This window comes from Haloferax volcanii DS2, from assembly GCF_000025685.1.
GTDB classification, from domain to species: Archaea; Halobacteriota; Halobacteria; order Halobacteriales; family Haloferacaceae; genus Haloferax; species Haloferax volcanii.
The window spans coordinates 1-23,411 of the sequence record NC_013968.1; the positions used below are offsets into that span (position 1 = coordinate 1).

The 23,411-nt window shown below is 54.8% G+C and carries 28 protein-coding genes and 2 pseudogenes; 19 read left to right on the plus strand and 11 right to left on the minus strand.

The genetic code is table 11. The features are described 5' to 3' along the window. Positions 1–100 precede the first annotated feature (100 nt). The 3 genes from HVO_RS19295 (at position 101) to HVO_RS20335 (ending at position 3,240) form a co-directional block, all read left to right on the plus strand. Entirely contained in the window at positions 101–1,327 is a 1,227-nt protein-coding gene (locus tag HVO_RS19295; protein ID WP_013035677.1) for a Cdc6/Cdc18 family protein, read from the plus strand. 293 nt (positions 1,328–1,620) lie between these two features. Further along, positions 1,621–2,058, plus strand: a complete 438-nt coding sequence (locus HVO_RS21365) for a hypothetical protein (RefSeq protein ID WP_013035692.1) — start codon at positions 1,621–1,623, stop codon at positions 2,056–2,058. Positions 2,059–2,343: 285 nt separating this feature from the next. Continuing rightward, positions 2,344–3,240, plus strand: a complete 897-nt coding sequence (locus tag HVO_RS20335; RefSeq protein WP_013035695.1) for a hypothetical protein — start codon at positions 2,344–2,346, stop codon at positions 3,238–3,240. A gap of 139 nt (positions 3,241–3,379) precedes the next feature. Here the strand turns inward: HVO_RS20335 and HVO_RS19305 are convergent, their stop codons facing one another. Further along, positions 3,380–4,549, minus strand: coding sequence for an ISH3 family transposase (locus HVO_RS19305; protein ID WP_013035579.1), 1,170 nt, complete (start codon positions 4,547–4,549; stop codon positions 3,380–3,382). Positions 4,550–4,648: 99 nt separating this feature from the next. Here HVO_RS19305 and HVO_RS19310 point away from each other — a divergent pair, with 99 nt between their 5' ends. Next, a complete protein-coding gene (locus HVO_RS19310) occupies positions 4,649–5,341 on the plus strand; it encodes a hypothetical protein (RefSeq protein WP_049941513.1) in 693 nt (230 codons plus the stop codon). 155 nt (positions 5,342–5,496) lie between these two features. On the opposite strand, the gene HVO_RS19315 is transcribed toward HVO_RS19310, so the two are convergent. The 3 genes from HVO_RS19315 to HVO_RS19325 all read right to left on the minus strand — a co-directional run bounded on the left by HVO_RS19315 (position 5,497) and on the right by HVO_RS19325 (position 6,419). Next, a complete protein-coding gene (locus tag HVO_RS19315) occupies positions 5,497–5,742 on the minus strand; it encodes a type II toxin-antitoxin system HicA family toxin (protein ID WP_013035697.1) in 246 nt (81 codons plus the stop codon). Then, the gene (locus HVO_RS19320) at positions 5,743–6,006 is read right to left on the minus strand and encodes a type II toxin-antitoxin system HicB family antitoxin (RefSeq protein WP_013035701.1); all 264 of its coding nucleotides are present in this window, start codon (positions 6,004–6,006) and stop codon (positions 5,743–5,745) included. A 131-nt stretch (positions 6,007–6,137) separates the two neighbouring features. Beyond that, positions 6,138–6,419, minus strand: a complete 282-nt coding sequence (locus HVO_RS19325; RefSeq protein ID WP_013035733.1) for a hypothetical protein — start codon at positions 6,417–6,419, stop codon at positions 6,138–6,140. A 101-nt stretch (positions 6,420–6,520) separates the two neighbouring features. Between HVO_RS19325 and HVO_RS19330 the strand changes: the two genes are divergently transcribed. The 4 genes from HVO_RS19330 to HVO_RS19345 all read left to right on the plus strand — a co-directional run bounded on the left by HVO_RS19330 (position 6,521) and on the right by HVO_RS19345 (position 9,616). Next, positions 6,521–6,970, plus strand: coding sequence for a hypothetical protein (locus tag HVO_RS19330; RefSeq protein ID WP_013035737.1), 450 nt, complete (start codon positions 6,521–6,523; stop codon positions 6,968–6,970). A 171-nt stretch (positions 6,971–7,141) separates the two neighbouring features. Continuing rightward, positions 7,142–7,501 carry a hypothetical protein gene (locus tag HVO_RS19335; protein ID WP_013035679.1) on the plus strand — a complete coding sequence of 120 codons (360 nt, stop codon included), beginning with the start codon at positions 7,142–7,144 and terminating at the stop codon, positions 7,499–7,501. A gap of 219 nt (positions 7,502–7,720) precedes the next feature. After that, positions 7,721–9,085, plus strand: coding sequence for a hypothetical protein (locus tag HVO_RS19340; RefSeq protein WP_013035714.1), 1,365 nt, complete (start codon positions 7,721–7,723; stop codon positions 9,083–9,085). A gap of 210 nt (positions 9,086–9,295) precedes the next feature. Next, on the plus strand, positions 9,296–9,616 hold the full coding sequence (locus HVO_RS19345; protein ID WP_013035672.1) for a hypothetical protein: 321 nt from the start codon (positions 9,296–9,298) through the stop codon (positions 9,614–9,616). Positions 9,617–9,797: 181 nt separating this feature from the next. Here HVO_RS19345 and HVO_RS19350 read toward each other — a convergent pair whose 3' ends face one another. Further along, positions 9,798–11,096: an IS4-like element ISHvo12 family transposase gene (locus HVO_RS19350; protein ID WP_013035120.1), complete on the minus strand. Its 1,299-nt coding sequence runs from the start codon at positions 11,094–11,096 to the stop codon at positions 9,798–9,800. A gap of 87 nt (positions 11,097–11,183) precedes the next feature. Here HVO_RS19350 and HVO_RS21370 point away from each other — a divergent pair. Next, a pseudogene (locus HVO_RS21370) lies at positions 11,184–11,546 on the plus strand (hypothetical protein); the annotation flags it as partial. A gap of 131 nt (positions 11,547–11,677) precedes the next feature. On the opposite strand, the gene HVO_RS20350 reads toward HVO_RS21370, so the two are convergent. Then, positions 11,678–12,244 carry a hypothetical protein gene (locus HVO_RS20350; RefSeq protein WP_144064059.1) on the minus strand — a complete coding sequence of 189 codons (567 nt, stop codon included), beginning with the start codon at positions 12,242–12,244 and terminating at the stop codon, positions 11,678–11,680. A gap of 440 nt (positions 12,245–12,684) precedes the next feature. On the opposite strand from HVO_RS20350, the gene HVO_RS19360 reads away from it, so the two are divergent. The 4 genes and pseudogenes from HVO_RS19360 to HVO_RS19370 all read left to right on the plus strand — a co-directional run bounded on the left by HVO_RS19360 (position 12,685) and on the right by HVO_RS19370 (position 16,360). Further along, positions 12,685–13,536 (plus strand): ParA family protein, encoded by an 852-nt coding sequence (locus HVO_RS19360; RefSeq protein ID WP_236995496.1) that lies wholly within the window; start codon positions 12,685–12,687, stop codon positions 13,534–13,536. Between the two features lie 2 nt (positions 13,537–13,538). Then, positions 13,539–13,925 carry a hypothetical protein gene (locus HVO_RS19365; protein ID WP_013035707.1) on the plus strand — a complete coding sequence of 129 codons (387 nt, stop codon included), beginning with the start codon at positions 13,539–13,541 and terminating at the stop codon, positions 13,923–13,925. A gap of 653 nt (positions 13,926–14,578) precedes the next feature. Continuing rightward, positions 14,579–14,834: pseudogene (locus tag HVO_RS20355) on the plus strand (integrase core domain-containing protein); the annotation flags it as partial. 356 nt (positions 14,835–15,190) lie between these two features. Beyond that, complete coding sequence (locus HVO_RS19370; RefSeq protein WP_013035579.1) at positions 15,191–16,360, plus strand: ISH3 family transposase; 1,170 nt, start codon at positions 15,191–15,193, stop codon at positions 16,358–16,360. A 146-nt stretch (positions 16,361–16,506) separates the two neighbouring features. Here HVO_RS19370 and HVO_RS19375 read toward each other — a convergent pair whose 3' ends face one another. The 3 genes from HVO_RS19375 to HVO_RS19390 form a co-directional block, all read right to left on the minus strand. Next, on the minus strand, positions 16,507–16,875 hold the full coding sequence (locus tag HVO_RS19375) for a hypothetical protein (protein ID WP_013035713.1): 369 nt from the start codon (positions 16,873–16,875) through the stop codon (positions 16,507–16,509). Between the two features lie 142 nt (positions 16,876–17,017). Then, the gene (locus tag HVO_RS19380; protein WP_013035735.1) at positions 17,018–17,512 is read right to left on the minus strand and encodes a hypothetical protein; all 495 of its coding nucleotides are present in this window, start codon (positions 17,510–17,512) and stop codon (positions 17,018–17,020) included. A gap of 203 nt (positions 17,513–17,715) precedes the next feature. After that, complete coding sequence (locus tag HVO_RS19390; RefSeq protein ID WP_013035715.1) at positions 17,716–17,973, minus strand: hypothetical protein; 258 nt, start codon at positions 17,971–17,973, stop codon at positions 17,716–17,718. Positions 17,974–18,072: 99 nt separating this feature from the next. On the opposite strand from HVO_RS19390, the gene HVO_RS20665 reads away from it, so the two are divergent. From HVO_RS20665 to HVO_RS20370, 4 genes are all read left to right on the plus strand, one after another. Continuing rightward, entirely contained in the window at positions 18,073–18,426 is a 354-nt protein-coding gene (locus tag HVO_RS20665) for a hypothetical protein (protein WP_144064061.1), read from the plus strand. 231 nt (positions 18,427–18,657) lie between these two features. Next, positions 18,658–18,852, plus strand: a complete 195-nt coding sequence (locus HVO_RS21375) for a M48 metallopeptidase family protein (RefSeq protein ID WP_013035669.1) — start codon at positions 18,658–18,660, stop codon at positions 18,850–18,852. Positions 18,853–18,907: 55 nt separating this feature from the next. Then, a complete protein-coding gene (locus HVO_RS19400) occupies positions 18,908–19,882 on the plus strand; it encodes a hypothetical protein (protein WP_013035728.1) in 975 nt (324 codons plus the stop codon). Positions 19,883–19,886: 4 nt separating this feature from the next. Further along, positions 19,887–20,411: a type II toxin-antitoxin system VapC family toxin gene (locus tag HVO_RS20370; protein WP_013035690.1), complete on the plus strand. Its 525-nt coding sequence runs from the start codon at positions 19,887–19,889 to the stop codon at positions 20,409–20,411. A 472-nt stretch (positions 20,412–20,883) separates the two neighbouring features. On the opposite strand, the gene HVO_RS19405 is transcribed toward HVO_RS20370, so the two are convergent. Next, complete coding sequence (locus HVO_RS19405; RefSeq protein ID WP_013035727.1) at positions 20,884–21,090, minus strand: hypothetical protein; 207 nt, start codon at positions 21,088–21,090, stop codon at positions 20,884–20,886. 43 nt (positions 21,091–21,133) lie between these two features. Next, positions 21,134–21,307, minus strand: a complete 174-nt coding sequence (locus HVO_RS20670; RefSeq protein ID WP_013035673.1) for a hypothetical protein — start codon at positions 21,305–21,307, stop codon at positions 21,134–21,136. A gap of 234 nt (positions 21,308–21,541) precedes the next feature. Here HVO_RS20670 and HVO_RS19410 point away from each other — a divergent pair, with 234 nt between their 5' ends. Further along, on the plus strand, positions 21,542–22,072 hold the full coding sequence (locus tag HVO_RS19410) for a hypothetical protein (protein WP_013035671.1): 531 nt from the start codon (positions 21,542–21,544) through the stop codon (positions 22,070–22,072). Between the two features lie 187 nt (positions 22,073–22,259). Next, positions 22,260–23,411, plus strand: a complete 1,152-nt coding sequence (locus HVO_RS21120; RefSeq protein ID WP_171810352.1) for a hypothetical protein — start codon at positions 22,260–22,262, stop codon at positions 23,409–23,411.

The window sequence follows — 23,411 nt, forward strand, 5'->3', positions numbered from 1 at the left end:
CCACACGACACATTCGACAATCTAGACCCACTCGACACGGTGGTCACAAGGTTTAATGTGGTTGACTATTATGCCTTAAACAGAGGTTGGCACAGAACCCATGAAGCTTTTCAATACTGACACAGAGACACAGGTATTCCGCAACCGCGACTCGTTACAGGATGATTATGTTCCTGACGAGTTAGCGGGAGATACCCGAGACGACGAGATGCAACAGCTGGCAACTGCCTTACAACCAATCATCACCGGAGATCAGCCGGACAACGTACTCGTCCGTGGCCCGAACGGGTCTGGAAAGACCGCTGCTGTTCGAGTCGTGCTCAATATCTTGGACTATGAAATTGAGTCAATTGAGGGCGTGAACTTCTCCTACGTCATCGTCAACGGGTCCCAGCACAATACGGGGTATCAGCTCACCCGCGACCTCGCAAATAAACTTCACCCTGATACCGACTTCCGACAGGGGCACTCATACTCCGCTCTGTTGAACGCAGTCGCTGAGGGTATCAAGGACCTCGACGGAGCAGTCGTTGTCGCTATCGACGAACTGAGCGACATTGACGATGTTGACAAGCTGCTCTACCTCCTGACTCGCTCGTCTTCGAATGATGCTTTGGCAGGGAAGCAGATGGGTGTCGTTGCGACGACGACCGATGCATCGTTTAAGAACGAACTGTCCCCGCACGTGAAGTCAACCATCGGAAAGCGGACGGTGAAGTTCGACGCTTACACCTCGAACCAACTGCGTGAGGTGCTGAACCATCGTGTTGAAAAAGCGTTTGCTGAGGGGTCCGTCGACGAATCGGCAATCAGTCTGTGCGCGGCACTTGCTACCCAACAAGGAGGTGACGCGCGGTTTGCGCTCGACCTGCTCAAATACGGTGGGGACATAGCAAACCGGGGTGATGGGAGGGTGACAGAGACGGAGATCAACCAAGCAAATGATATGTGGGCGAGAGAGCACGTTGATAGCATCGTCTCTGATTTCTCTCTTAAAGAGAGACAAGTCCTGTGCGCGTATATGGAACTCCGCGAAGTCGCTGACGTCACCTCCCCACGGACTGCCCAGATTGTTCGACGATACCAGACGCTCGCAGGTCGTTCGAAATCGGCAGAAGTGGTAAGTGACCGAACAGTTGCTCGATACCTTCAGTCACTCGTTGACGAGGGTCTACTTCGCAGTACCCTTCATCAAGACAAAGAAGGGACGTGGAGAGAATATGAGCCGGCTTTTGATTCAATTCACTACTTAGACGCGCTTCGGTCTGACGTGGACCGGGATAAAATCGCACCGCATGAGGATTTGGTGTCTATGATTAAACAGTAAATCAGAAATAGGCCTAAGTGTGAATCAAATTTCAAATTAATCCTACATCACTTCAATTCTCGCGTCTTCGCTGTCCATCATCTGCAAATATTTTTACCTCTCACTTTCTTACGGTAGATTGGAGAGCAATCTCCAAGGGGGAGCGTTGGGTTCTGTGCCAAGATTCTCATCCGCTCCTCCTTTAAAACTGAAGGGCGCGGTCTTCTGTTCTGTTACAATATAAATAACACCACCGAGTAATAACGAAACGACGTTACTATTTTATATTTGGTGGGGTGAATTATGAGTAGACAATGACAGCAGATGAAAAAGCGAGCGATGAACTTGGTGAAGCCGGGCGTGGATACATTACGCCAACTGAGGAGTCGGTTCTCGTCGACGGCGTCACTAGGTCCGGCGAGGAGGCGGAACGTGACTACGTTCGAGTCGTTGAATCGCGTATCCGAAGTCGGCTGGAACGCCGCTTAGAATCCGACCTCGACATACTCGCGAGCAATATGCCCGATGAGTATGACGAGTTTGTAGAGACTGTTCGTGAACACTCGCTGGAGACTGGCCGCGAGTGGCGTGGTGGATTGAAACCCCTGAACGACGAGATGGTTCGACAGGCTGTCACCGCTCGTGCTGCGTCTGAGAGTGGTGTTGATGCTGATGAGGTGGATGCGGTCCTCGATGCGGTCATTGAGACGCTTGCACAGTTCAACGCGAAAGATGGCGATGGATCTGAGTAATAGGGATACCCGCTGAGATTACGACTGTTTTCACCGATAAGACTGCCCGAGGAGTTTTTTGCTGCTCTGTTGAATAGTTGTGTCTTCGTAGGGCAAATCATCTGTTGAATAGCCGAGGCGAGTGATCGTCGGCTTGGATTAGTTTCATTCCTGCTCAAGAGCGCTATTCAACACAGCACTTTGAGCAGGTTTGAGAGTAGCATAGATCACTAACTTTTCGTCCTGCTCGTGCCTTATCTAGACAGTGCCATTAACTCTATAATGTCCCAATCATAAACATGTAATGTGGCACGAAAGAACGAAAAAGTGACACGAAGGAAAGCCCTCCAAATGATTGGCGCTGCTGGTTTCACATCTGGTATAGTTGGCACCGCTAGTGCCGAAGAACCTACAGTTGGGCTCCCAACTGGTAAAACAGTCCCTGAATCAAACGTAAAGCTGACAAACCAAAATAAAAGAGGAACAGGAAAGGCCAAACAACGCCCACCAAAACGCCCTCCTCGACCTAAAAGAACCTCTTCGATTCCTGATTCACCAACTAAGCAGGCTCAAGATCGAACAAAGCCGGATACAAATACGAATCAGTGGCTCGCATATGTAGGTGATACATATTTCAATGGCACATATGGGAGTATGTACGCCGATTGGACTGTTCCTTCAAAACCAGATAAATACGGTGATGTACTTGATCCAACTATGTATTATTTCTCTTCTTTGATTAATTGCCTTGGAATTTGTGACAAACGAATTATTATACAGCCGGTATTGCAATTTAATCGATTTACTCAAGGAGAATGGGAAATTGCTGCTTGGTGGGTAGAAGATAACAATACTGGTGAGCACAGCACCCCAATTACCGTTGATGTTGGAGACGAGCTATCTGGAGCAATTGTAAAACAAGACAACGGCGAGTGGTATATTGATATAATCAATAAGACTACTGGTGAGTATACCTATCTCTATTCGCCAAATTATGATGATAGGACATTCGACAAGGCTACGCTTACTTTGGAAGCGAATAATTACACACAAGACCAAGATTGTGCCAAGTTGCCTGGACAAACCACATTCTCATCTGTAGATCTTTACGATCTGAATGATGACTCCCAATCTCCAGAATGGGACAAAACGAAGTATCAGTACCTCACAAAGCATCCTCGCCTAGCTGTCTCTGAAGCCTGAATTCTGTGGCCGAGCGGTTGCATTGGCGGTTTCGACGAGAGAATCATGGACGGATCGGCGGAGAGCCGTCGCTGTCGGCGGCGGCTGCCGCCGACGCGACAGCGTCGCCACTCCCACCGTTGGCTAGCCCGGTCGGGAGTTACCGGTGGAACCGGTCGTCCGGTGGCCGGTTCGCGGGGACGGCCCGACGCGTCGCGAGGGCCGTCCACGCTGCCCGTCGGATCATGTTGATGAACTCCTTGAATGGCCACTGCCAGAGGCGACGCCCGCCTCGGCGGGGCGTCGCCACGTACTCCCAGTGCAGATACCGCCACACGTTCTGTAACAGCAAGCTCACCACGACGTACAGCAGCCGTACAACCGGATTTTGTGTCGAGGTCGTCGCGATACTTTGTTCAGAGAGTCGATAGCTTGCCTCGATACCGAAGCGTTTCGCGTAGTGGTATCGAGCGTCTCGTGGTGAGTCGATGAACGGCGCGTCAGCGGCGTAGCCGTGACGCGCCACGCCATGTTCGTCGTACCGTCCGTTCTGGTAGGTACAGTCGATGTAGACGGGAAACTCGACGGTCCAGCTGTGACCGTCGAGTCTCGCCGTCAGACTGTGCTGAATCACGCGACTCCACCCTTCCGAGAGTTCTCGCTTGATCGTCCGTCCCCAGCGGACGATCGGCATGACGTACGCGTGGTTGTGCGCCTGAAGCAGCGTCAAACACTTGCTGTCGTAGAATTCGCGGTCAAGATAGACGGCCTTGACACCGAGGTCAAGGCCGTCGAGAATACCGAGGAACTCTGCGAGGACACTGCTGGCGGTGTCGCCGTCTTCGAGACGGCGCACCGCCAGCGTGTAGCGTTTGTTCTTCACGCGTGCGTACAGCGTCGCGTACGCGTGGAACGCGGTGGTTCCACGCTTCGCTTGTGAGTGATACAGGCCGTCCGTGTCGTCTTCGTCACCATAGTAGGGCCGCAGGTGGAGGTCTGCGCAGACCTCCACCTGCTGGGGAAGGACGTCGAGAACGTCTTTCTGGAGGAGCATGTTGCCAACCTGTTCGAGCGTTTCTAGATCGAATTTAGTGCGGAGATGGTAGAGAACGGAGTTTTCGTGGGGTGCATCTTCGCTTCTCTCACAGAGCGTTGAGACCGAGGTCCCGTCGGCGCAGGCGCCGACGAGGACCTCGTAGATGTCTTCAGCATCGAGTTCAGCGTTTTCAGCGAGTGAGAGAGCAACTTCCTCGTCAAGAGAGTTGACGAGGAAGTTAAGGAGCTGGTCCTCGTGGATTTCATCGTCTGCTTGCTGTGGTTGCTTGGACACATCTTCAGCAAGCAGACGTCTCAACTAACAGGCTTTGTGATGTACTGAGAATACGAGAACGGCCCAGACCGTACACGCGAACTCGGGAGCGTGTTCGAGATGTTCGTCGTGGCGGGCGACCTTCGCGACGACACCTCGGATGACCGCGACGACGACGAGCAGACCATCATCGAAGAACTGCGCGAGGACGTCGCGGAGACAGCAGAGTCGAACGACGACGGGGTCGTCTCAGGCGACTCGACGCTCAGTGCGGAACGCGCCCGCATGGTGCGTGAAGCAGAGCAGACGCGCGAACAGATCCTCGGACTCGACGACGCCATCAGCGCGGTCTACGGCCCCGGTGACTCAAACACGTACACCGCCGTCGTCGACGAGGACAGCACGTTCTCACCGACCGTCGACCGCGTCGTCCACGCGCTCGTTGACGACGGATTTTACCACCTCAATACGCGCCCGTTCGAGGAAGACAACACGGTCGACATTACCGTTGAGGACGTTCCCGAGGACGCATCCCGTGGTGACGAGTTCGCCGACGGCGCTGTGACGGCGAACGCTCGCGGGTGCGACGTCACGACGCGCGACGACCAGGAGGCGAGCGACGACGTGCACCGCTACGTCCGCTACGAAGACCACCGAGGAGAGTGGCATACCGTCGGCTTCCCATCTGCTACTGACGCTCTCAAATGGGCCGATGAGTGGCCCTACGACGTGGAATACCACAGCGACGAACACCGCCACAACGGGCCGGTCCATCGTCCCGAGGACGTGACAGCGACCGACTCGAACACCTAAACGAAACCGGGCTTGTCCGCGGTGAGGACGCCCCCGGCTCACCAACTGCGATGAATCCAGTTTCGAGGCTTTTCCCGAGAAGATCAGACAGGAGCGTGATGTCAGTCGCCGCAGTAGTCCAGTGTTCAGCGTACCGACGCCCACATCGATGACGGTTACAGCGTCTGTTCGATCCACTCGCACCACGAGTGGAAGTCCTTCGCGCCGCATTGGTCGGCGATAGACCTGAGAGTCCCAATCTTGAGTTCGTCGTGCTGCGGCACGTCGACGTTTCGGACTTCTCCCGTCTCAGGATGCTCGTATCGGAGCCGAACGTGGCTTCCATGGCGGGATTTCGGGACGTATCCGTACTTCGTGAGTGCTTTGGTGACCTCGCGGCCAGAGAACGTCCTCCGTACCATCTACTGCATAAAGTCGGGCAGTTCGCGGTTCTCGAACTCGTCGGGGTCGAGGCCGAGTTCTTCGAGGTCATCGTCGGTGATGGGCTCACCACCACCCTCGTGGAGAACGAGAACCTCCGCAAGCTGCGAAAGTGCTTCTGCTCGGGTGTCGCCACCACGTGCGAGACCAGTCTCGGTATCGCGGGCGGTGATACTCCCGTCGTCTTCGCGGATGAACTCGACCCCCTCAAAGTCGTCGTCACCGTTGCGAGTCGCACTTGCCATACTAAACTCGAATCGGTCTCAGAGGATAAGCGTTCGGACGGTGAAGAACCGTGCAGACACCTTCTCAATTCCGCCCACACGGTTACCTTCGAATGTAGCTCTTCAAAACCGAAAAAGGGCGATGGATGTCGTTACTCGCGGTGGAGGATGATGGTCTTGCGGTCGGTCTGGACGGTCGCGACCTTCCAGTCAGTCTGCTCAACAGCACCAAACACCGCGTCGATGAGTCTCTGATGGTTCATCGACGGAACCGCACCGTACTCGAAGAACGCTTCATCTGCGTTGTGGAATCCGAGGAACTCATGGACGGACTTGGAGAGCGAACGTTCGACAGAGTCGACGAGATCAGCTCGAGGGTCGACGGTATTCTGGAGTGCGGTGCCTGCGTCGGAACGGCTGTTATCTGCTGCCATCACGTCTATTACTTAGGCTGCCGTAATATAAAACCAACGCCATTTCGTTAAAACTGCATGGCGTAACTATTATTATGTTGGGAGTGTATGTAGTAGATGTGATGGCAGCAGAAGCCGACAAGTCAGGTAAGACTATTTCAAACCGAGCCAACGCACCGTTCAACCCTGCTGACGACGCCGCGGAGATGTTTGTTATCCCTGAGTCATGGGCGGAACACGGCTCGCATCCCGACCTGCATACCGACCTCGGTGAGTCGCGGTTCTTCGCAACGCGCGTCGTTTCCCACCCGGACCACGACGAGATTTTGGTGCGCTATTACTCGGCTGCGAAGCGGTCAACGGTAACACGCGGCTACGAGGCTGTGGAAGTTGATGGGTCGCTTGTTCCGAAGGTCGTCGTCGAGAAGGGGCCTAAGTGGTTCCGAGCGTCGATTAGTCACAGTCACCGCCGTGCGCACGACCTAGACTCTCGTGTCGATACGAACATCGTCGCAGACAGATACGGTGACGCCGCGGTCCACGGTGTGTTTAGGACCGAGGATGTTCTCTAACTGACGACACGGGCCGATCTTTCTTTCGACACACCTCAGTAGATACTCACCAGTACAGCCCACTACGGGCTGAATTTGTACATATACGTTTTCATATATGCTAACGAACCAATTCGACAATTACGCTATGCAGTAACTAATAAGCGGATAGGGGTTCATGTTGTAGTTGTGATGGCAGTAGACGATTGCGGTGCGACCGACGCACAGGACGAAACTGAACTGGAGACACCAATCAAAGTCTCGTGGACTGGTAAGGCCCGCTCGAAGGCGTGGGGGCATTTTGTCGACTTTGACGCCGAACCCTACACGCTCGCAGCGCGGACGCTGGAACGACAGAAAACGAACGTCGTGGTCAACACCGTTGAGGAGGCCGAGGCTTTAGTCGGCGCACTCGACCGCTACGTCGGCGGCGGCACAACTGGTCAGACGTGGATGAACAAAGCGATGGACAAAGCGTTCCAGCGCGTGCAGGCCGAAGTCCGCGACGCACTCTCCGAAGCCGAGACGCATCCCCGCGGTGATGACAAATGACGCCGATAGCCCCCAGCAAACGTGGCGGGCCTTGTACGCCCGATGAGCGCGTCTGTGCCCGCTGTACCGAGATTCACTCGCGGGACGATCTCTACTGTTCGAGGTGCGCTGACGTCCGCTAATACTCTCGAATCGAACCGTCTCGACACAATCGAATTTTTTAGATCATTACGCCATCGCGTAATTACTAAGTGGCTGGCGGTGTATGTTGTAGGTGTGATGGCAGAGACGAGCACCCACACGATTGCACCGAACGAACTCACCACCGACGATATTTCCCAGGGCGACACGGTCACGCTCAAGTTCCATTCCAACGCGAAGTGTCAAATCCTGTTCCGCGAGTTTACCGTCGATACCATCAAGAGCAACTACGACGGTTCGGTCGATGAGCTACTCGTTACCTACTCCGGTGGGACGGGCAAGCAGTACCGACTGATGGCCGAGTGGGAAGGTGCTATCTTCAACAACGATGCTCGCGGTCGCATCTACGAACTCGGCATGGTCTACCAGTTCTGTTTCGACGAGGACGACGAGGGGCCACGTTCGGTCGACACAGAGACGACCACGAGCGCGGTCACGCGGTCACCGACCGGCGCGACGCTTGCCATCGAAACGATTGGGATTGAGGGAATCTCCGAGAGAGTCGGCACGGCTCACGTCGTCGACCCTGAGACGCACGACCCGTTCTGTGGCAGTCGCGGAGTCAAGCAGAAAATTCAGACGGACCATCGCGAACTCTTGGAGGTCGATGCGCTCGCTGACGAACTCAACGTCTGCTCGAATTGCCAGCGCTCCGCGTTCGCGGGGGATGACTACATTAGTCCCGACGACCTGTTCCGACGTGCCCGCGACTGGACCAACGACGACTTTCGAGGCGACTGGTTCGAGGTCAAGATGGCGAACGGTGACGTTCGCACGGCCCGACTTCGACACGGGACGAACGACAGCAACGCCGAACACCACCATCTGACGTTCGTGATCGACGGCACGCCCATCCAGAACTGGATAGTAACCGACACCGACGAACTGAAAGTGACCATCCACGAGTGCAATGCTTACGCTGTCGAAAACCCGGTCTACGGTCCAACACGACGGTTCCGTGACGCGAAGCGGCAGGTCGTCGACGTGCATCCTATCGACGACGTCGACGATAACAATGACCAGGAGCAGAAGGCCGGCGACGACTCCGCCTCAGAAGTCCATCTCATGACTGACGGCGGGACGACAACACGTCAGACAGCTCTCGACAAGACCAATGAGTCGCCGTTCCCGGTGAAGATTGAGTGGCGCAAGGCGATTCGGAAGCGGTTCGAGGACTACCTGTTCGACCGTTGGGCCGCTGACGCTATCGACGATGCAACCTACCTCGCGGTGGATGAATACAAGACGCTCGTCGACGTGAGCGGCCGTGAGGTCGCCACAGAACTACGCGATGAACTCTCGCGAGCGCTGACGTGCGATGAGTTTGAGATTGGCAAAGGGACTGAACTGCGCTCGATAACTCGGGTGCGTGGCGAACTCAACGATGCGCTCGATGACAGCAAGGGCCCGTCACGCAAACGACTGATAACAGGCGAACTTTAGCAGAGTCGTAGAGTACGGCTTCGGTCGACAGACGGCCATCCAGCAACCTGAAACGTCTAGATGGCTCTGTTGAATCCCTCAGGCGCTGATAGTTTGCTGAGGCCGTGCTGAATACAGGGCGCAAGTCGGTCAAAGTGGTTTGGTGAATTGAACACGGTCAGACGACTGTGCGAGACAAGTATTTTACCACCGCACTCACAATGTACACACATGAGTTCCGAATCGGAGAAGAAGCGAGTGCAGTTCCGAGCACCGAGAGGGCTGGTGGATCGGGCTGACACCCTTGCAGCGGTGTTCGAGACAGACCGGACGGACATTCTCATCTCAGCCCTCCGCGAGTATCTTCGGGACGCAGCGCACTCTGACGAAGTGAAGCAGGAGGTCGCAGAAGCGTACTACGACGACGCCATTACCTTCGAGGAATTAAAGTCTCTCGTCGGTCACGAGGAGGCCGCAAATTTTCGTCTCCTGAAACAGCAGTTGAGCGAGGCATTCGTTGACGACGTGGCAGAAGAGTTGGCCGACACATAGATGGTGCGCATCGTCGCTGATACGTCTGCCCTCGTTAGTTTGGGAACCGTAGCAGACGCCACGACAAACCCACTCGATTTGCTTCTTGAGTCACACGAACTCCTGCTCCCCAAGCAAGTTCTCGAAGAATTGGCTGAAACAGCATCTTACGACGATGCCTCTGGAGAGCATTGGTGTTCGGTTAAGCACTGGATCGCCTCCTGAAGGCCTCAGCTACTCGTTCGTTGAGTAAGAGCCGCGATTTCTCTGGTTGGCGGGCGTCACGAAACAGCAGTTCCGACAGGTTCGGCGGTGGATGGCCGAACGACTGGGCCAGATCTTCGAGCATGAGCTGGGCGAGAGACCGGAAGGTCTTCGCCCAGCGTTCTCGCGGAAACACTGTCTCTGGGAACAGCTCCTGAAACACCCCGAGCAAGGCTCTGCTGACCGTCAGCGTCAGCAGAGCCGCCACCACTAACAGCTCCACGATCGCTGGATCACTCGTCTGGAATTTCTCCAGCCCATACAGCGACTTCAGTTCCCGGAACACCAACTCCACTTCCCACCGCAACCCGTACAGCGCCCCGACCTGCCTTGGAGTGAACTCATCGGGCAGATTCGTCACGTACAGGTGGTAGTCGTCGGTGTCCTCGTTGCGGACACCGACGACGCGAAACTCCATCGAATCCGTTGATTCCTTCCCAGCGTATGCCCGCCGTTTGAACTCGATCTCTACCGTTACGTCGATGATCTCCCGACTGAGATCTTCCAGAACGTCCCGAAGACGACGCTCTGGCAAGGAAATGGCGCGCCCGCGCCATTTCCGTCGCTCTCCAACGATCAACGGATTCGCGTTCGACTTCAGCCGACTCAGGAAGAACCCGCCGTTCTCCTCGATCAACGCGAAGCGGCGGAAACTGTAGAAGCCCAGATCGAACAGTAACAGCCGGCCTCGTAGCCAACTCCCGGTGCGGAGTTGGCTGCTCTCGTGGGTGCGTTCATCGGTGAGCTGGAACTGCTCGATCGTCTGCTTGGTCGCGTTCTGCACGAGGTGGAGTTTCGCGCCGGATTGACCCGAGTGAGTGGCTGGAAACGAATCGAGGAGCCGATGCAACCTGAACACGGTTGCATCGGCGATCAGTACGTCTCGAAACAGCTCGAACTGTGGCGCGATCGTGTGAGGAACCGCGACCTCCTCGAGAGCGTGCTCGAGGAGGTCGTTCAACAGTGCTGCGAGGGCCGGCGTGAACCGATCGTAGAAGCTTGAGCGGGCAACGGTCTGGTTGGTTGCTGCGGAGTACGCCCGTTGAAAGCCGGCGATAGTTCGGGCTTCGCCGTCGACGGCGAAGCCCATGATGAGCGTCCAGACGAGCATCGTGATGTCGATTTTCCGGTCACGCTGGACGACATCGCGCTCGCGCGCGATGTCTTCGATTAGCTCGGTGGGAAACAGGGAAGTCAACCGTCGTCGTATGAGATCCGGGGAGAGTTGGTTTAGCACATTCTCTCCCCACGCGGTCTACAACGATAGCTTCGTCACTAGAGCGCCGTCTGTCGGTTTCTCCGCTTAACCGAACACGGATGCTCTGGAGAGGCAGCACAAGCTGTGCTTGACCGTAAGAACGCGTTCGATGTCCGTCCTGTCGAATTGGACGAAACGTTTCCACTGGACGATGGCGAGAATGCGGCAGTCACGTTGGCGAACGAAGTGGACGCGAGCCAACTCCTCTGCGACGAGTTCAACCGACTCGCACTGGTCCATGCATCACTCGTTGACACTCGTCTCGTGACGACGCCAATCCTACTCACTGCCCTCGTGCGGAACGACGTGCTCTCTCCCGATTCTGCGGAGCAGTCACTCGAGAAGATGAGCGACGCCCGGAGTTGGTCTGCAAATTCTTACGTCGCACGCGCAAAAGCAACACTACAACAGCAACGAGAGGGCAATTGACCCCCTGTCCGATTTCAGGTAGCTCATCTCGACCGAACTGAACAGAGGGCGCAAGTCGATTGGAATCGTCGTCCAGAGCCACTTGAGCCAATTCATTCGAGACAATGTGGCTGTCTATTACTGAGGCACATTCATCGGGTGTCAGTTGCTGGTTGGTGGTACAGCACCCAGAGAACCGGGATACCAGCAATCGTCCCGAGCAGAAGCAAGGCAGGGGTAGGAATTGGTGGGAGGACACTGTCTACCGATTCGAACACCACGTAGAACAGACTCAGTAGTTGGCCGGTCAGTAAAACAGCAAGTGGATATCGCGATTCTTGTTGGTGTTCCCAGTGTCTTCCGGCGACAGTGAGGCCACTTCCGACGAAAACCCATATGCCAGTGATAATCATTCGAAACCCCTGAGAAACGTCAGCGCGCCATGGCTCGAACACAGCGATGCCACCGATGGCAGTACAGAGACCAATGACGAGAAGGATTTTTGCAGGTAAAGTCGCCGTCCGCTTGGCACCCGTCTCGTGTCCGTACACCCGCACGAGACCCAGCAGTAGTAACACACCGCTGAGGATGAGTGCAAGACCGATTGCGAGTCGTTCAGGTGGGCTGTCCCCAATTTGAGTCACGGCAACCACTGAAATGAGCCCACCTGCAGCTCCGAATACAGTCAATAAGAGGGCGCTACTGAAGCGGCGAGCCATGATATCCATCAATCGTGAATGTGTAAATTCTTTGGGTCAATCCCGAATGAGTTCTCTGCTGAACTCATCCTCTATATTCAGCACGCTGGTTCTGTCTGGTTCGGAGGGTTTCAACAGAGCCGTTGCGGCCACGAGATGACGCACGGCGACGAGGATGACGACCATCAGGTGTGTATCGACTGCTATGTCGCCGGATGCGACGGCATCACCAAGCGCTGCGACCACGTCATCCTGACGACGCTCGGTGAGTTCTAACCGAGCGCTTGGACACCTCTTTTTCGACCCCACTATTTCCAGTGAAGTAGTACACCAGATACGCTCACATATACGCTCGTGTCTGTCGCACACACCCTCATCTTTTTGTGTATATGATTCCATATATGAATCTGTATATGCCCAAACAGAATACAGCGAACAGGGCGCTCCGAGCGGCCCTATTCATGGACAAAGGAGGAGTCACAAAAACCACCAGCACAGCACACCTCGGGGAAGCGCTCGCCCGAGAGTACGGGCTTAACGTCCTACTCATCGATCTCGCAGGAAAGCAGGGCGACCTCTCTAAGCAGTTCGGCATCCACGATGAGGTTCGTGCCGCCGAAGACGATGCGTGGCCGAATATCTCGACTGTGTTCGCTGAAGAATGGTCGACTATCGCCGAGAAGGTCCCCGATGCTGTCGAGGACATGATTTGGGAAACTGACGAAAACGTCGACCTCATCCCCGCCCACGAGGGACTGGACAGCGTCGACGACGACCTCGCGAGCGTCAACGTCGAGGACCGCTACACGCGCCTTGACGAGTTCCTGACGAACTACGTCGACCCTCTCGGCTACGACGTTGTCCTGCTCGACCTCCCCGGATTGACCAACAATGTTACGCTGAATGGACTGTTCGCGACGGGCCGCGTCATCGCCCCGCTCACGATGGGCGAGTTCGAGGAGCGACAGCTCGATCAACTCGTCGCAGACATTGACGAGATTGTCGCTGGTTTCGACGTTGACCTCGAACTGGCGATGGTCCTCCCGAGTATGTACGACAAGCGTGCGAACGTCGACACCGAAATGCTCGCCCGACTCCGCGAGCAGTATCCCGACCGTATCGCCCCGAGTCCCATTACCAGCTCACAGGGCGTTCCGAACGCACAAGCCGAAGGCCGAACCGTCTTCGCCGTCCCGAACGATGAACTCCTCGCGACGGCCAAACGAGTGAAAGACGCCTACACCGACGCTGCGACGGCACTTCTCCAGCGCGTCGACGGCGAGACAGCGACGGCCTCCACGGAGACTAACTAACCATGTCCGACGACGCCGACCTCGAAGAACTCAAAGCACAGACTCAGAAAGGTAGTCGCGTCTCAGCACAGACCAAGCAGGACGATGGCGACCTCACCGACGCGCTCGTCGACGCGCTCAAGGCCGTCGAAAACGGGGACGTCCACCCGAACGTCTCTGTTCGTGACGCTCACACCGCTGCACTTCTGCACGCGCTCGAAAATAACCCCGAAGCGATGCACGATACCGTCGACTCACTCCGCGACTACCTAGGCGGTAACGCTGACGGAGAGGTCGACAAGAGCGTTCTTATCCGCCTGCTCCTGCGTGCCGGTCTACGCGCCGGTGCGCCCGACACACGCGAATCCCTCGCTGACGCCATCGCTGAACGCGCCAGTAATGAGATATGAAATCGCGCGACTGGTACTCTGCGAATTGAACTGCTAATCTGTTTTCGGCTCTGTTCGGTAGTCGAAGTTAGGACGGCCTGGAGCTGTTCGAGTAGCGTCGCAGTCATCTCTCAAGACGGCAGTCCGCTCTTGATTGAGCATATATGGAATCATATACGCCTGTAATTCCGGTTTCAGAGGGGGGGTTTCCAATGCATTACCCCGAGGGTTTCTGTCCTAAGATACCCCTCCAGATTCACCGAGGAAAGTCGGTCCTTCACCAGAGGGTGATTCTAAGATTCAAAATTCTCGGGGAGAGCGAAAATTACTCAGAAAAGATACCGTTTTTGGAAGCTCGTTGTCGGCGAGAGACAACGAGGATTAGTAAAATATCGGCCCGTCGCCGGATTTTGACGATGAATCCTATGCCGCTATACCGAATCCCGGGGGAAACGTCACCACAGTTTCGGCGTTTGGATTCCGTTGCGTGGCTTATTTTCACACTGTTTGAATTTGAATAGGCTCTTGTCTTGCGGTTTTCGAATCTATAGTGGTGAGAAAGCTAGGAAAAATTTTCTGAGTGACATATAATCAGAATCGACAGGCTTCTCCTATTTCATTATTATAATGCTTGAACAGAAGACACGCAACACTTCCATCCTCCGAGATTGTGGGTGTTTCTGGCCGATGCGTTCGGATATCGGACTGTCTTCTCTTGATTAGGTGTGAACGGTCGGGTCGACTACACCGAGCGAAACCTCATCGAAGTGGTTTCACACGTTCAAAATGAGAGTCGACCGTTTCCACAACTCGTGGGTGGGCAGTCGGCTGAGCGTCCGCCAGTGGCATGCAGTGTTTATCCATTACTATAATTTTCAGCGACCGCATCAATCGCTCGACGGAAGAACGCCAGCTCAGGAGGTTAACTAGACAGTTCCTGTGGTCTGCATCAATTATATCCTCCAAGTTTTTGGGACGGTAGCAAAAGATTGACACCTAGCGATGACGTATATATTTTCCATGTACGCGCAGACAATTGGCCCAAATCCTGGTGGACTTCCAAATTCAGAACTAGAATTAATTGTAGTGGTAGTCGCTATAATCGTACTAGTCGATCTGATTTACATTTTATATTCAAAGAAAAAGAAGAACAGTTGAAAGAGGCTTACTCAGGGTCGATTGTTACTTTACGTTTATTGTGTTTCGTAATGTCGTAGTCACAAGTTCGATAAGCATACTCAGTACATCACAAAGCCTGTTAGTTGAGACGTCTGCTTGCTGAAGATGTGTCCAAGCAACCACAGCAAGCAGACGATGAAATCCACGAGGACCAGCTCCTTAACTTCCTCGTCAACTCTCTTGACGAGGAAGTTGCTCTCTCACTCGCTGAAAACGCTGAACTCGATGCTGAAGACATCTACGAGGTCCTCGTCGGCGCCTGCGCCGACGGGACCTCGGTCTCAACGCTCTGTGAGAGAAGCGAAGATGCACCCCACGAAAACTCCGTTCTCTACCATCTCCGCACTAAATTCGATCTAGAAACGCTCGAACAGGTTGGCAACATGCTCCTCCAGAAAGACGTTCTCGACGTCCTTCCCCAGCAGGTGGAGGTCTGCGCAGACCTCCACCTGCGGCCCTACTATGGTGACGAAGACGACACGGACGGCCTGTATCACTCACAAGCGAAGCGTGGAACCACCGCGTTCCACGCGTACGCGACGCTGTACGCACGCGTGAAGAACAAACGCTACACGCTGGCGGTGCGCCGTCTCGAAGACGGCGACACCGCCAGCAGTGTCCTCGCAGAGTTCCTCGGTATTCTCGACGGCCTTGACCTCGGTGTCAAGGCCGTCTATCTTGACCGCGAATTCTACGACAGCAAGTGTTTGACGCTGCTTCAGGCGCACAACCACGCGTACGTCATGCCGATCGTCCGCTGGGGACGGACGATCAAGCGAGAACTCTCGGAAGGGTGGAGTCGCGTGATTCAGCACAGTCTGACGGCGAGACTCGACGGTCACAGCTGGACCGTCGAGTTTCCCGTCTACATCGACTGTACCTACCAGAACGGACGGTACGACGAACATGGCGTGGCGCGTCACGGCTACGCCGCTGACGCGCCGTTCATCGACTCACCACGAGACGCTCGATACCACTACGCGAAACGCTTCGGTATCGAGGCAAGCTATCGACTCTCTGAACAAAGTATCGCGACGACCTCGACACAAAATCCGGTTGTACGGCTGCTGTACGTCGTGGTGAGCTTGCTGTTACAGAACGTGTGGCGGTATCTGCACTGGGAGTACGTGGCGACGCCCCGCCGAGGCGGGCGTCGCCTCTGGCAGTGGCCATTCAAGGAGTTCATCAACATGATCCGACGGGCAGCGTGGACGGCCCTCGCGACGCGTCGGGCCGTCCCCGCGAACCGGCCACCGGACGACCGGTTCCACCGGTAACTCCCGACCGGGCTAGCCAACGGTGGGAGTGGCGACGCTGTCGCGTCGGCGGCAGCCGCCGCCGACAGCGACGGCTCTCCGCCGATCCGTCCATGATTCTCTCGTCGAAACCGCCAATGCAACCGCTCGGCCACAGAATTCAGGCTTCAGAGACAGCTAGGCGAGGATGCTTTGTGAGGTACTGATTCTGCTTTAACTTCGACCTTCGGGACGCCATCGTTGAAGGTGTGTGAGACGGTGTGGTCTTTTGTCTCCGCGGTCGTGTCGTAGGCGAGCGTCATCATCGGGTTGTCGTTATCGTGCCACTTTGCCTCGCCAGCGGGAGTGTAGTCGACGTTCGTGATTTTACCCGATTCGTAGCGTTCGAGTCCCTGCCCGTTGAGGTACATGACGTGGAACTCTGCGCCGTTGAGGTCGACGTCACCCTCGAATAGCTCGCGGGCATCCTCGTCGTCCGCGAGTCGGTGGACGTTCTCCGCATCTGCGTCAACATTGGCGTTGATGTCTACTGCCATCACATCTACAACATGGATTCCCACACTTATAAAAATTACGCCATAACGTAACAGAGTTGGGGACAGGTGGTGTTCAAAATGGATGTCGCTCGTCGGCAGGTGCCAAAATAAAATGGGTTCAGCGCCCGACACTCGGGCGCTCTTACTCGTCGGCGGCGATTGGGGTACGAACGACCTTCGTATCGCTATCAACGTCGTCACGACGCTTTTGAGAGTCTAATTCGGCTTTGCGGTTGCCCAGTTCCTGCGACTCAGATATATCCTCACGTGCGACTGCCCGGACGTTTCCGCTATCAAATGCTACGATAGGGCGGTAGTCGTCGTAGCCGCTGATTGCGTGGGCGGTGACGGTCCCGGTTAACGCGCCATCTAGCGGGGTATCGACTTCGACACGTGTTCCGTTTGGGAAGTCGACCGTCACGGCGTCCTCGACGGCGTTGATGGGTGCAAGTTCGGATTCCGGTCGGCCTGCCCGCTCGCGCGTTGCACCGCCAACTCCAACGGAGTAGGTGAACTCAAAGGGCACGTCAACACCGGCATCGGTAACAAACCGAACCTTGCCGACTGCAATTTCACCGTCGTGAATCAGAGCTACGAGGTCGCCCGGAGCAAACCGTGCGACGCTGTCGGTGCTCATCGGCCACCCCACTCGAAGTATGCAAGCAGTTCCGCGGCGTCGACGACCGTGAGACGCGCGACGTGTTCGTGCGTGAACTTCTGTTGGTAGACGGCAATGACCTGCGAGGTCGTTTGCTCGCAGTCATCGCGTTCCCATCGCGAGAGGGGTTTCGCTGAGCGCTCGGTCTTAGTCCACTCGCCGGGATGTCCGTTCAATTCACCTCAGTCCTCGGAAACCATTGCGTTGAGGTCGTCGTAGTCGAGCGTAACGAGGTGAGAGCCGTCGTCAAGTTCCTGCGCGACTGTCACCGCACCGCCGGTCATCGTGGCGAGCAGACGCGAATCATTGTCCCACGGGTCAACGACCTCGTAGCGGTCAAAGTGCCGGTAGCGGCCAGTCGCGGCTTCGACATCCACAACGTCGTCGATGCTTAGTTCAGGCTGGTACTTCGGCGCAAGTTCGTGATTCTCTGCTGCCATCACAGATACTACTACACACGCAAGTAATTTAATAATTACGCTATATGGTTATGTCTCTATAGGGTAATTATTAAGTAAGTGGGGCTTCACGTAGTAGATGTGATGGCAGTAGACAGTCAACTCGAAACTCGACTGGAAAGCGCGACTGGCATGATGAAAGTCGAATACACCGCTCCCGGTATGGCTACGGTCTACTCTTACCAGAGCGATAGCGAATACCCCGTTGACCTTCTCAACTGGGTCTGCCCGTGTCAGGACCCCTGCGATGACTGCCGCCACCTGCTCCGGGCCGCGATGGAACTTGACCCCGACGAGATGAGCGTGCTTCTCACGAACGACTCTAACGAACTCAACCCCGGCGATGAGGACGGCGAACTCCAGACTGACGGTGGCGAGTGCGACTGCCCATGTTGTACGAGCGACATAGGCTTCCCCTGTTTCGACGCTTACTGACGACGCCCCAAATCGGTCGCTACTCCTTTTTTCGGCGCACTTGCCGCGTATATACGAATCCATATACGTCTGGGATTCCGTGACATGGCCGTTCTCACCCAAATTAGAGGTCTAAGAGCATCTCTGAATCACTATCCTGCGTGGTAATGTCTGAGAAACCTGTATCAAAATCACTGCATCCTCTTCCTGTTCTATTCTACCGCTAGGTCAAAGGAGTTGAAGCGGGAAACAGTGAATTCCTATGTCCAATATTTTCCGCTTCACGAGCAAAGCGGGATTCAGGACTACGTTGTGTCTCACGAACTCGCTCACTTCAAGCACGACGAGCACTCAGATGCATTCTGGAATACCGTCGGGACGCTGGTTCCCGACTATCGCAAAAGGCGTGAGTGGCTCCGCATTAAGGGTGGTCCTCTTACTGTATAACTCCAGTAGTCGCAATGCATAGCTTTTTCATCTTCGCAGGTGGTTGTTCTACCTAATGAGCGAGTCCAATGTCGAGAAGGGTATTCTCGAAGCGTTTCGACGTGGGCTCAAAAGGGCGGTGAGCGACGCCCAGGGCGTCAATTGGAATGGTGTTGATTCGATTAAAGAGCACAAACTGTTGCTTATGGGGATCCGGAATTTCCCCGAGGTCCAAGACCACGTTACTATTCAGTGGTACTTGGACGGTGATATGCTCCCCCATCTTGACGATCAACCAGGTCCGATTCAGACAAACGCTGGTGTTTCGAGTGGGCCAATACCTGAAGTAGATGAAATTAAAGAGTTCTATGCGGAAGAGATGGTCGAGCCCTTAGAGGATATACTAACGGCAGACACATTCTATTGGCTAAAAACATATTACGAGAATAGGGAAGTTCCATTCAAACAGGCGTATCTCGCAAACATGGATATACTCTTGCACATCACACAATGTGCTCGGTTCTGTGACCTAGAGTATCCTAATACGACGCTGCCAGAGGACCTAGTCTCACCTATCGAAGAGGCGTCAATCGATTTAAAGAGAGAGCTTATCAAATATCCACTATTCCGGAATTTACCACCGTTTGTGACCGAGTTCACACGCGTTGCGACACAAGTGATGACTTGGTTGGAAGAACAAGATCTTGAGAATCCAGATGATCGTGCCGAGTATACAACGCTACTCAACCATTTGGGTAGTTTCTATTACAAAGGAGTGTGGCGACCGATCTCTAATCGAATTGGATACTACACCATTCATGGGCCGGCCGAAGAAGACGACCGAGAGTTCCATATCACCAATCTCAAACGAGCTCGGCAAAACTTCCTGAAACTTTCAAATCAATTCCGTAGTCGAGCTAATGATTACGGTCTCCGCGTCGAAATTCGTAATGAGCGAATTCCGAAGCTTCGACCAGAAGAACGGAACTTCCAAGAGCTATTGCAGTGGGAACCTGAGGACGACACTGCTGAGCAAGTGACGACCGCGTAGCTACATGGATATCTCGGATCTACCTTATCCGGATACCTCTCAATTTGAACACTACGGAATCGATAAACGACCAAGTAGGATATACATCGGTCGTGAATTCTTGAAATTCAGATACCATGAAAACCCGTCAGATGATATAACGGTCACGAAACAGAACTACGTAGACGAATTTTTCGAACTTGTAGAAGGAATTGAACTACCGTTTCAAAAAGTATATATAAACCAATCTACACTAACAGAAGTCGCTGTTTGGCTCCACCGTAATCAATCAGAGTTAGCAGCTGAGAAGTGCTTGACTGAAGCATTTGGTGAGAGTCCACTTATAATTGAACCGACAACAACTACTGTCTTTCAGTCGGCGATTGACGCATTTGTCAAAGATTCTGATAAAGATCCGAATTTTGGAGAATACCTTGACTATGCAACAATGCAGGAAGCCCAGATTGAACATATCCTCACTTGGGACTCTGACTTCTGTAGGTTCGGAGAACAGATAACGATGTTACCACATAAGATGTGGAATATGTAGCTTGTGACTGCGAGATAGACAAAGTATGACCGTATACTTGATTTCAGACACACATTTAGACGATCCAATGATCAACGAGATGTCTGACCGAGGATTCGATTCAGTCGAAGACATGAATGAAACGATTATAGCACGTGTCTTTTGTTCTCCACTCTGCCGCAACCATTACGAAGACACACTCGGCTCGAATCGGGTCAGCGCTGTCGAGACTGCCTGAAAATCCCGTGGTGAGGCACGGGGATGCGTGTCCGCGACCAACTAACTCAAGTCGTGGACAGCTTGGTATTTCGAACAATACCATTTACCAGTTGTGTTGAAATCCCAATCATATCAAATAAAGTACAAACAAGGTTCATCAATTTGTACGTTGGTACAGGTATTGAACTGCAATTCTCACCGTGTTATCTTAGCTAGTTGAAACTACGTCACTGCTCAGAACTGGAGACAGATCTGTTATCGGACGAAAACGCAGTTAGAACAGCACAGATTTGCCGTAGCTCCCCACAACGAGTAGCAGCGCGAGCATCAGTACGAGGGCAGTGAACTTGCCGATGAGGTCCGCACCAAATAGGACCGCAGGGAGGGCAAGTGCGGCGACGAACACCGCGAAATATTTGATGAAGTCGATGCTGACGCGGACGGCTTTAACGAGTGGTGTTTTGATGATCTTCGGAATCATGGTGTTTTCGTGGCCACGACGTGCGGAGGTGCGTATGGATATCTTACGTGCCCCCCTCTTCCGCCGCCTCGAGTAGTTCGTCAAGGTAGGCGGCGAGTTCATCGTCGTCGGGTTGTGGTCGGTACGGTGAGTCGGGGTCAACCGAGAGCAAGAGGTACACGGCGATTTCGTAGATCTCGTTGGTTTCGAGTCCGCGTTCATCGCGGAGATCCTTCATTGCACCGTGTACTAAATTACTGACATGAAAATGCGGTCGTGTCCCATTGTTCCCTGCCATGGTTCGTTGTTGAGTCGGCATACCAAAAATGTGGTGTGACGCCCACTAATAGGTCTTGGACGTTGTACCAATATGTCCATACACCACAGTACCCAACTTTTATGGTAGACAGACGACATGAATTAGACAGGCGGTGAGGGGGTGAGGCCCCGATGACCCCGCGACCAACTGACCATGACAGAATCAAACGACGTCCCCAAAGATGGGGACGTAACCGAAGATGAGACGGCCCCGCTATACGCGCGGGTGGCCGAGCGTGCGGACAAAAAGTTTGAACAATTCGAGAGAAGAGTCGCAGAACGCCTCTCGGTTCGACAGGCCAAGGCGCTGACGACCATAGTCGGAATTACAGCACTCGGGTCGACGAGTGCAGCAGCACAGTCGCTGGGCGAGTTTGGCGATGCCATGTGCGGAACTGGCCTCGGTCAGCTCATCGGCTTCGTGTTCATTGGGGCCGCCATGTACCTATTCATCAAGGCGGTGATGAAGGGCATGACCGCGATGGAGAAGATGAACTCGACCAAGCAGGGCCAGCAGCACGAGGGTAAACAGCAACTCGTCGACGCTGGAACGACCTTCTCCGGTGTGTTCATTCCGGCACTCGCCGCAGGGGTCACGGAAATTATGGGCATGAACACGGTATCCTGCCTTGCGCCGTCCTCGTGGAGTGTCGTTGGAACGGTCATCGTCGGTGTCCCCTTCTAGGGGGCAACGATGAGGACCAATAGTATCGCTGTTCGGCTGACTCAATCTTTAATTTCAATAGATGACCGGGAGTAACAACGCTCGTGTCGGCGGTGGTGGCTTCCGCCCACCTTCGGGCGGTGGCGGGTCACCACCCAATGATGGTGGTGGTGGAGGCGGTGGTGGCGGGGGAAACGTCGTTCCCGAGTTGGATATTGACCCGGTCGAGTTCGTCACCGAGGCGTTCGCCGGGTTTGTCGAGTCGTTCGCGAACGGTATCGGTGATGTTCTGGATGCGTTCCAGCACCTCGTGTTCGGTATCAACGCACCTGGTAGCACTACCGACCCCGCGACGTGGGGAGCACCCGAGGGCGGCCTCTGGTCCGGCGCATGGTGGCTATTCTGGACACTAGCCCCTCTCGCCATTGTCGTGTTGACTATGCAGGCGATGAGTGTCGCCGGACGAGAGAATACCCGCGAAGGGAAGGCGAAACTGTGGGAGATCGGAAAGGCCGCCGTGATGGTCTTCGTCGGGTGGCCGGTCGCAATCGGCGGCCTCCACCTATTCGACGCCATCTCGATGGGCCTCGTCCCAGATGGGACAGAGTTCATGTCGACGCCAGGGAGCGTCTCGAAACTCGGCCTTGGCCTCGTAGTCGGCGCATGCATGCTGGCATTTCAGTCGGGAACGATGGTCGTGGCAATTGGCGTGGTCCTCGCAGAACACGTTCTGCTCATCGCCGCTGTCGCAGGCTGGCCTATCTGGTGGGCGATGAAGCCTGCGGACAACGGATTTTCGAATGCGGCGTCGGGTATTGGCCTCTCGATGTACTTCGGGGTCGCTGGAGCAAAGGTCGTTCAAGCGGCTATCGCTGCTCTCATCTTCAACACCAGTTGGGAGATCGCGAACGTCAGCGAGACGTTCGTTACGGTGGTCGCATCGGGCGTCGGCCTACTGGTTGCGTTCGTTGGTATTCCCATCGTCGTTGGGCGCAACTTCATACCAGAGGCGATGACGGTCCTTGGGTCGCCCGCAGTCTCGGTAGCCGAGGACTACGCTACTCGCGGTCGTGAGACTGCGGCAGACGCGGCCAACGAGTATGCGTCAAGTGCGCGTGCGAACGTGCGCTCTAAGATGCCCAACTCGGTCCCGTCGCCGTCGTGGGCATCGGGTTCGAGTAGTCGGTGGGCCGGCGAGGTTCCCGAAGACTACTCGCCGTCCCCCGAACCGGGCGCATCAACGAGCGGGTCAACCATGAGCGAGACAGCGCGCGAACTCCCCGGTGAAACGAGTGAGAGTCAAGCAAGCAGTCAGAAGCGACGCATCGACAACCGCCTCAATAACAGAGGTGCGTACTGA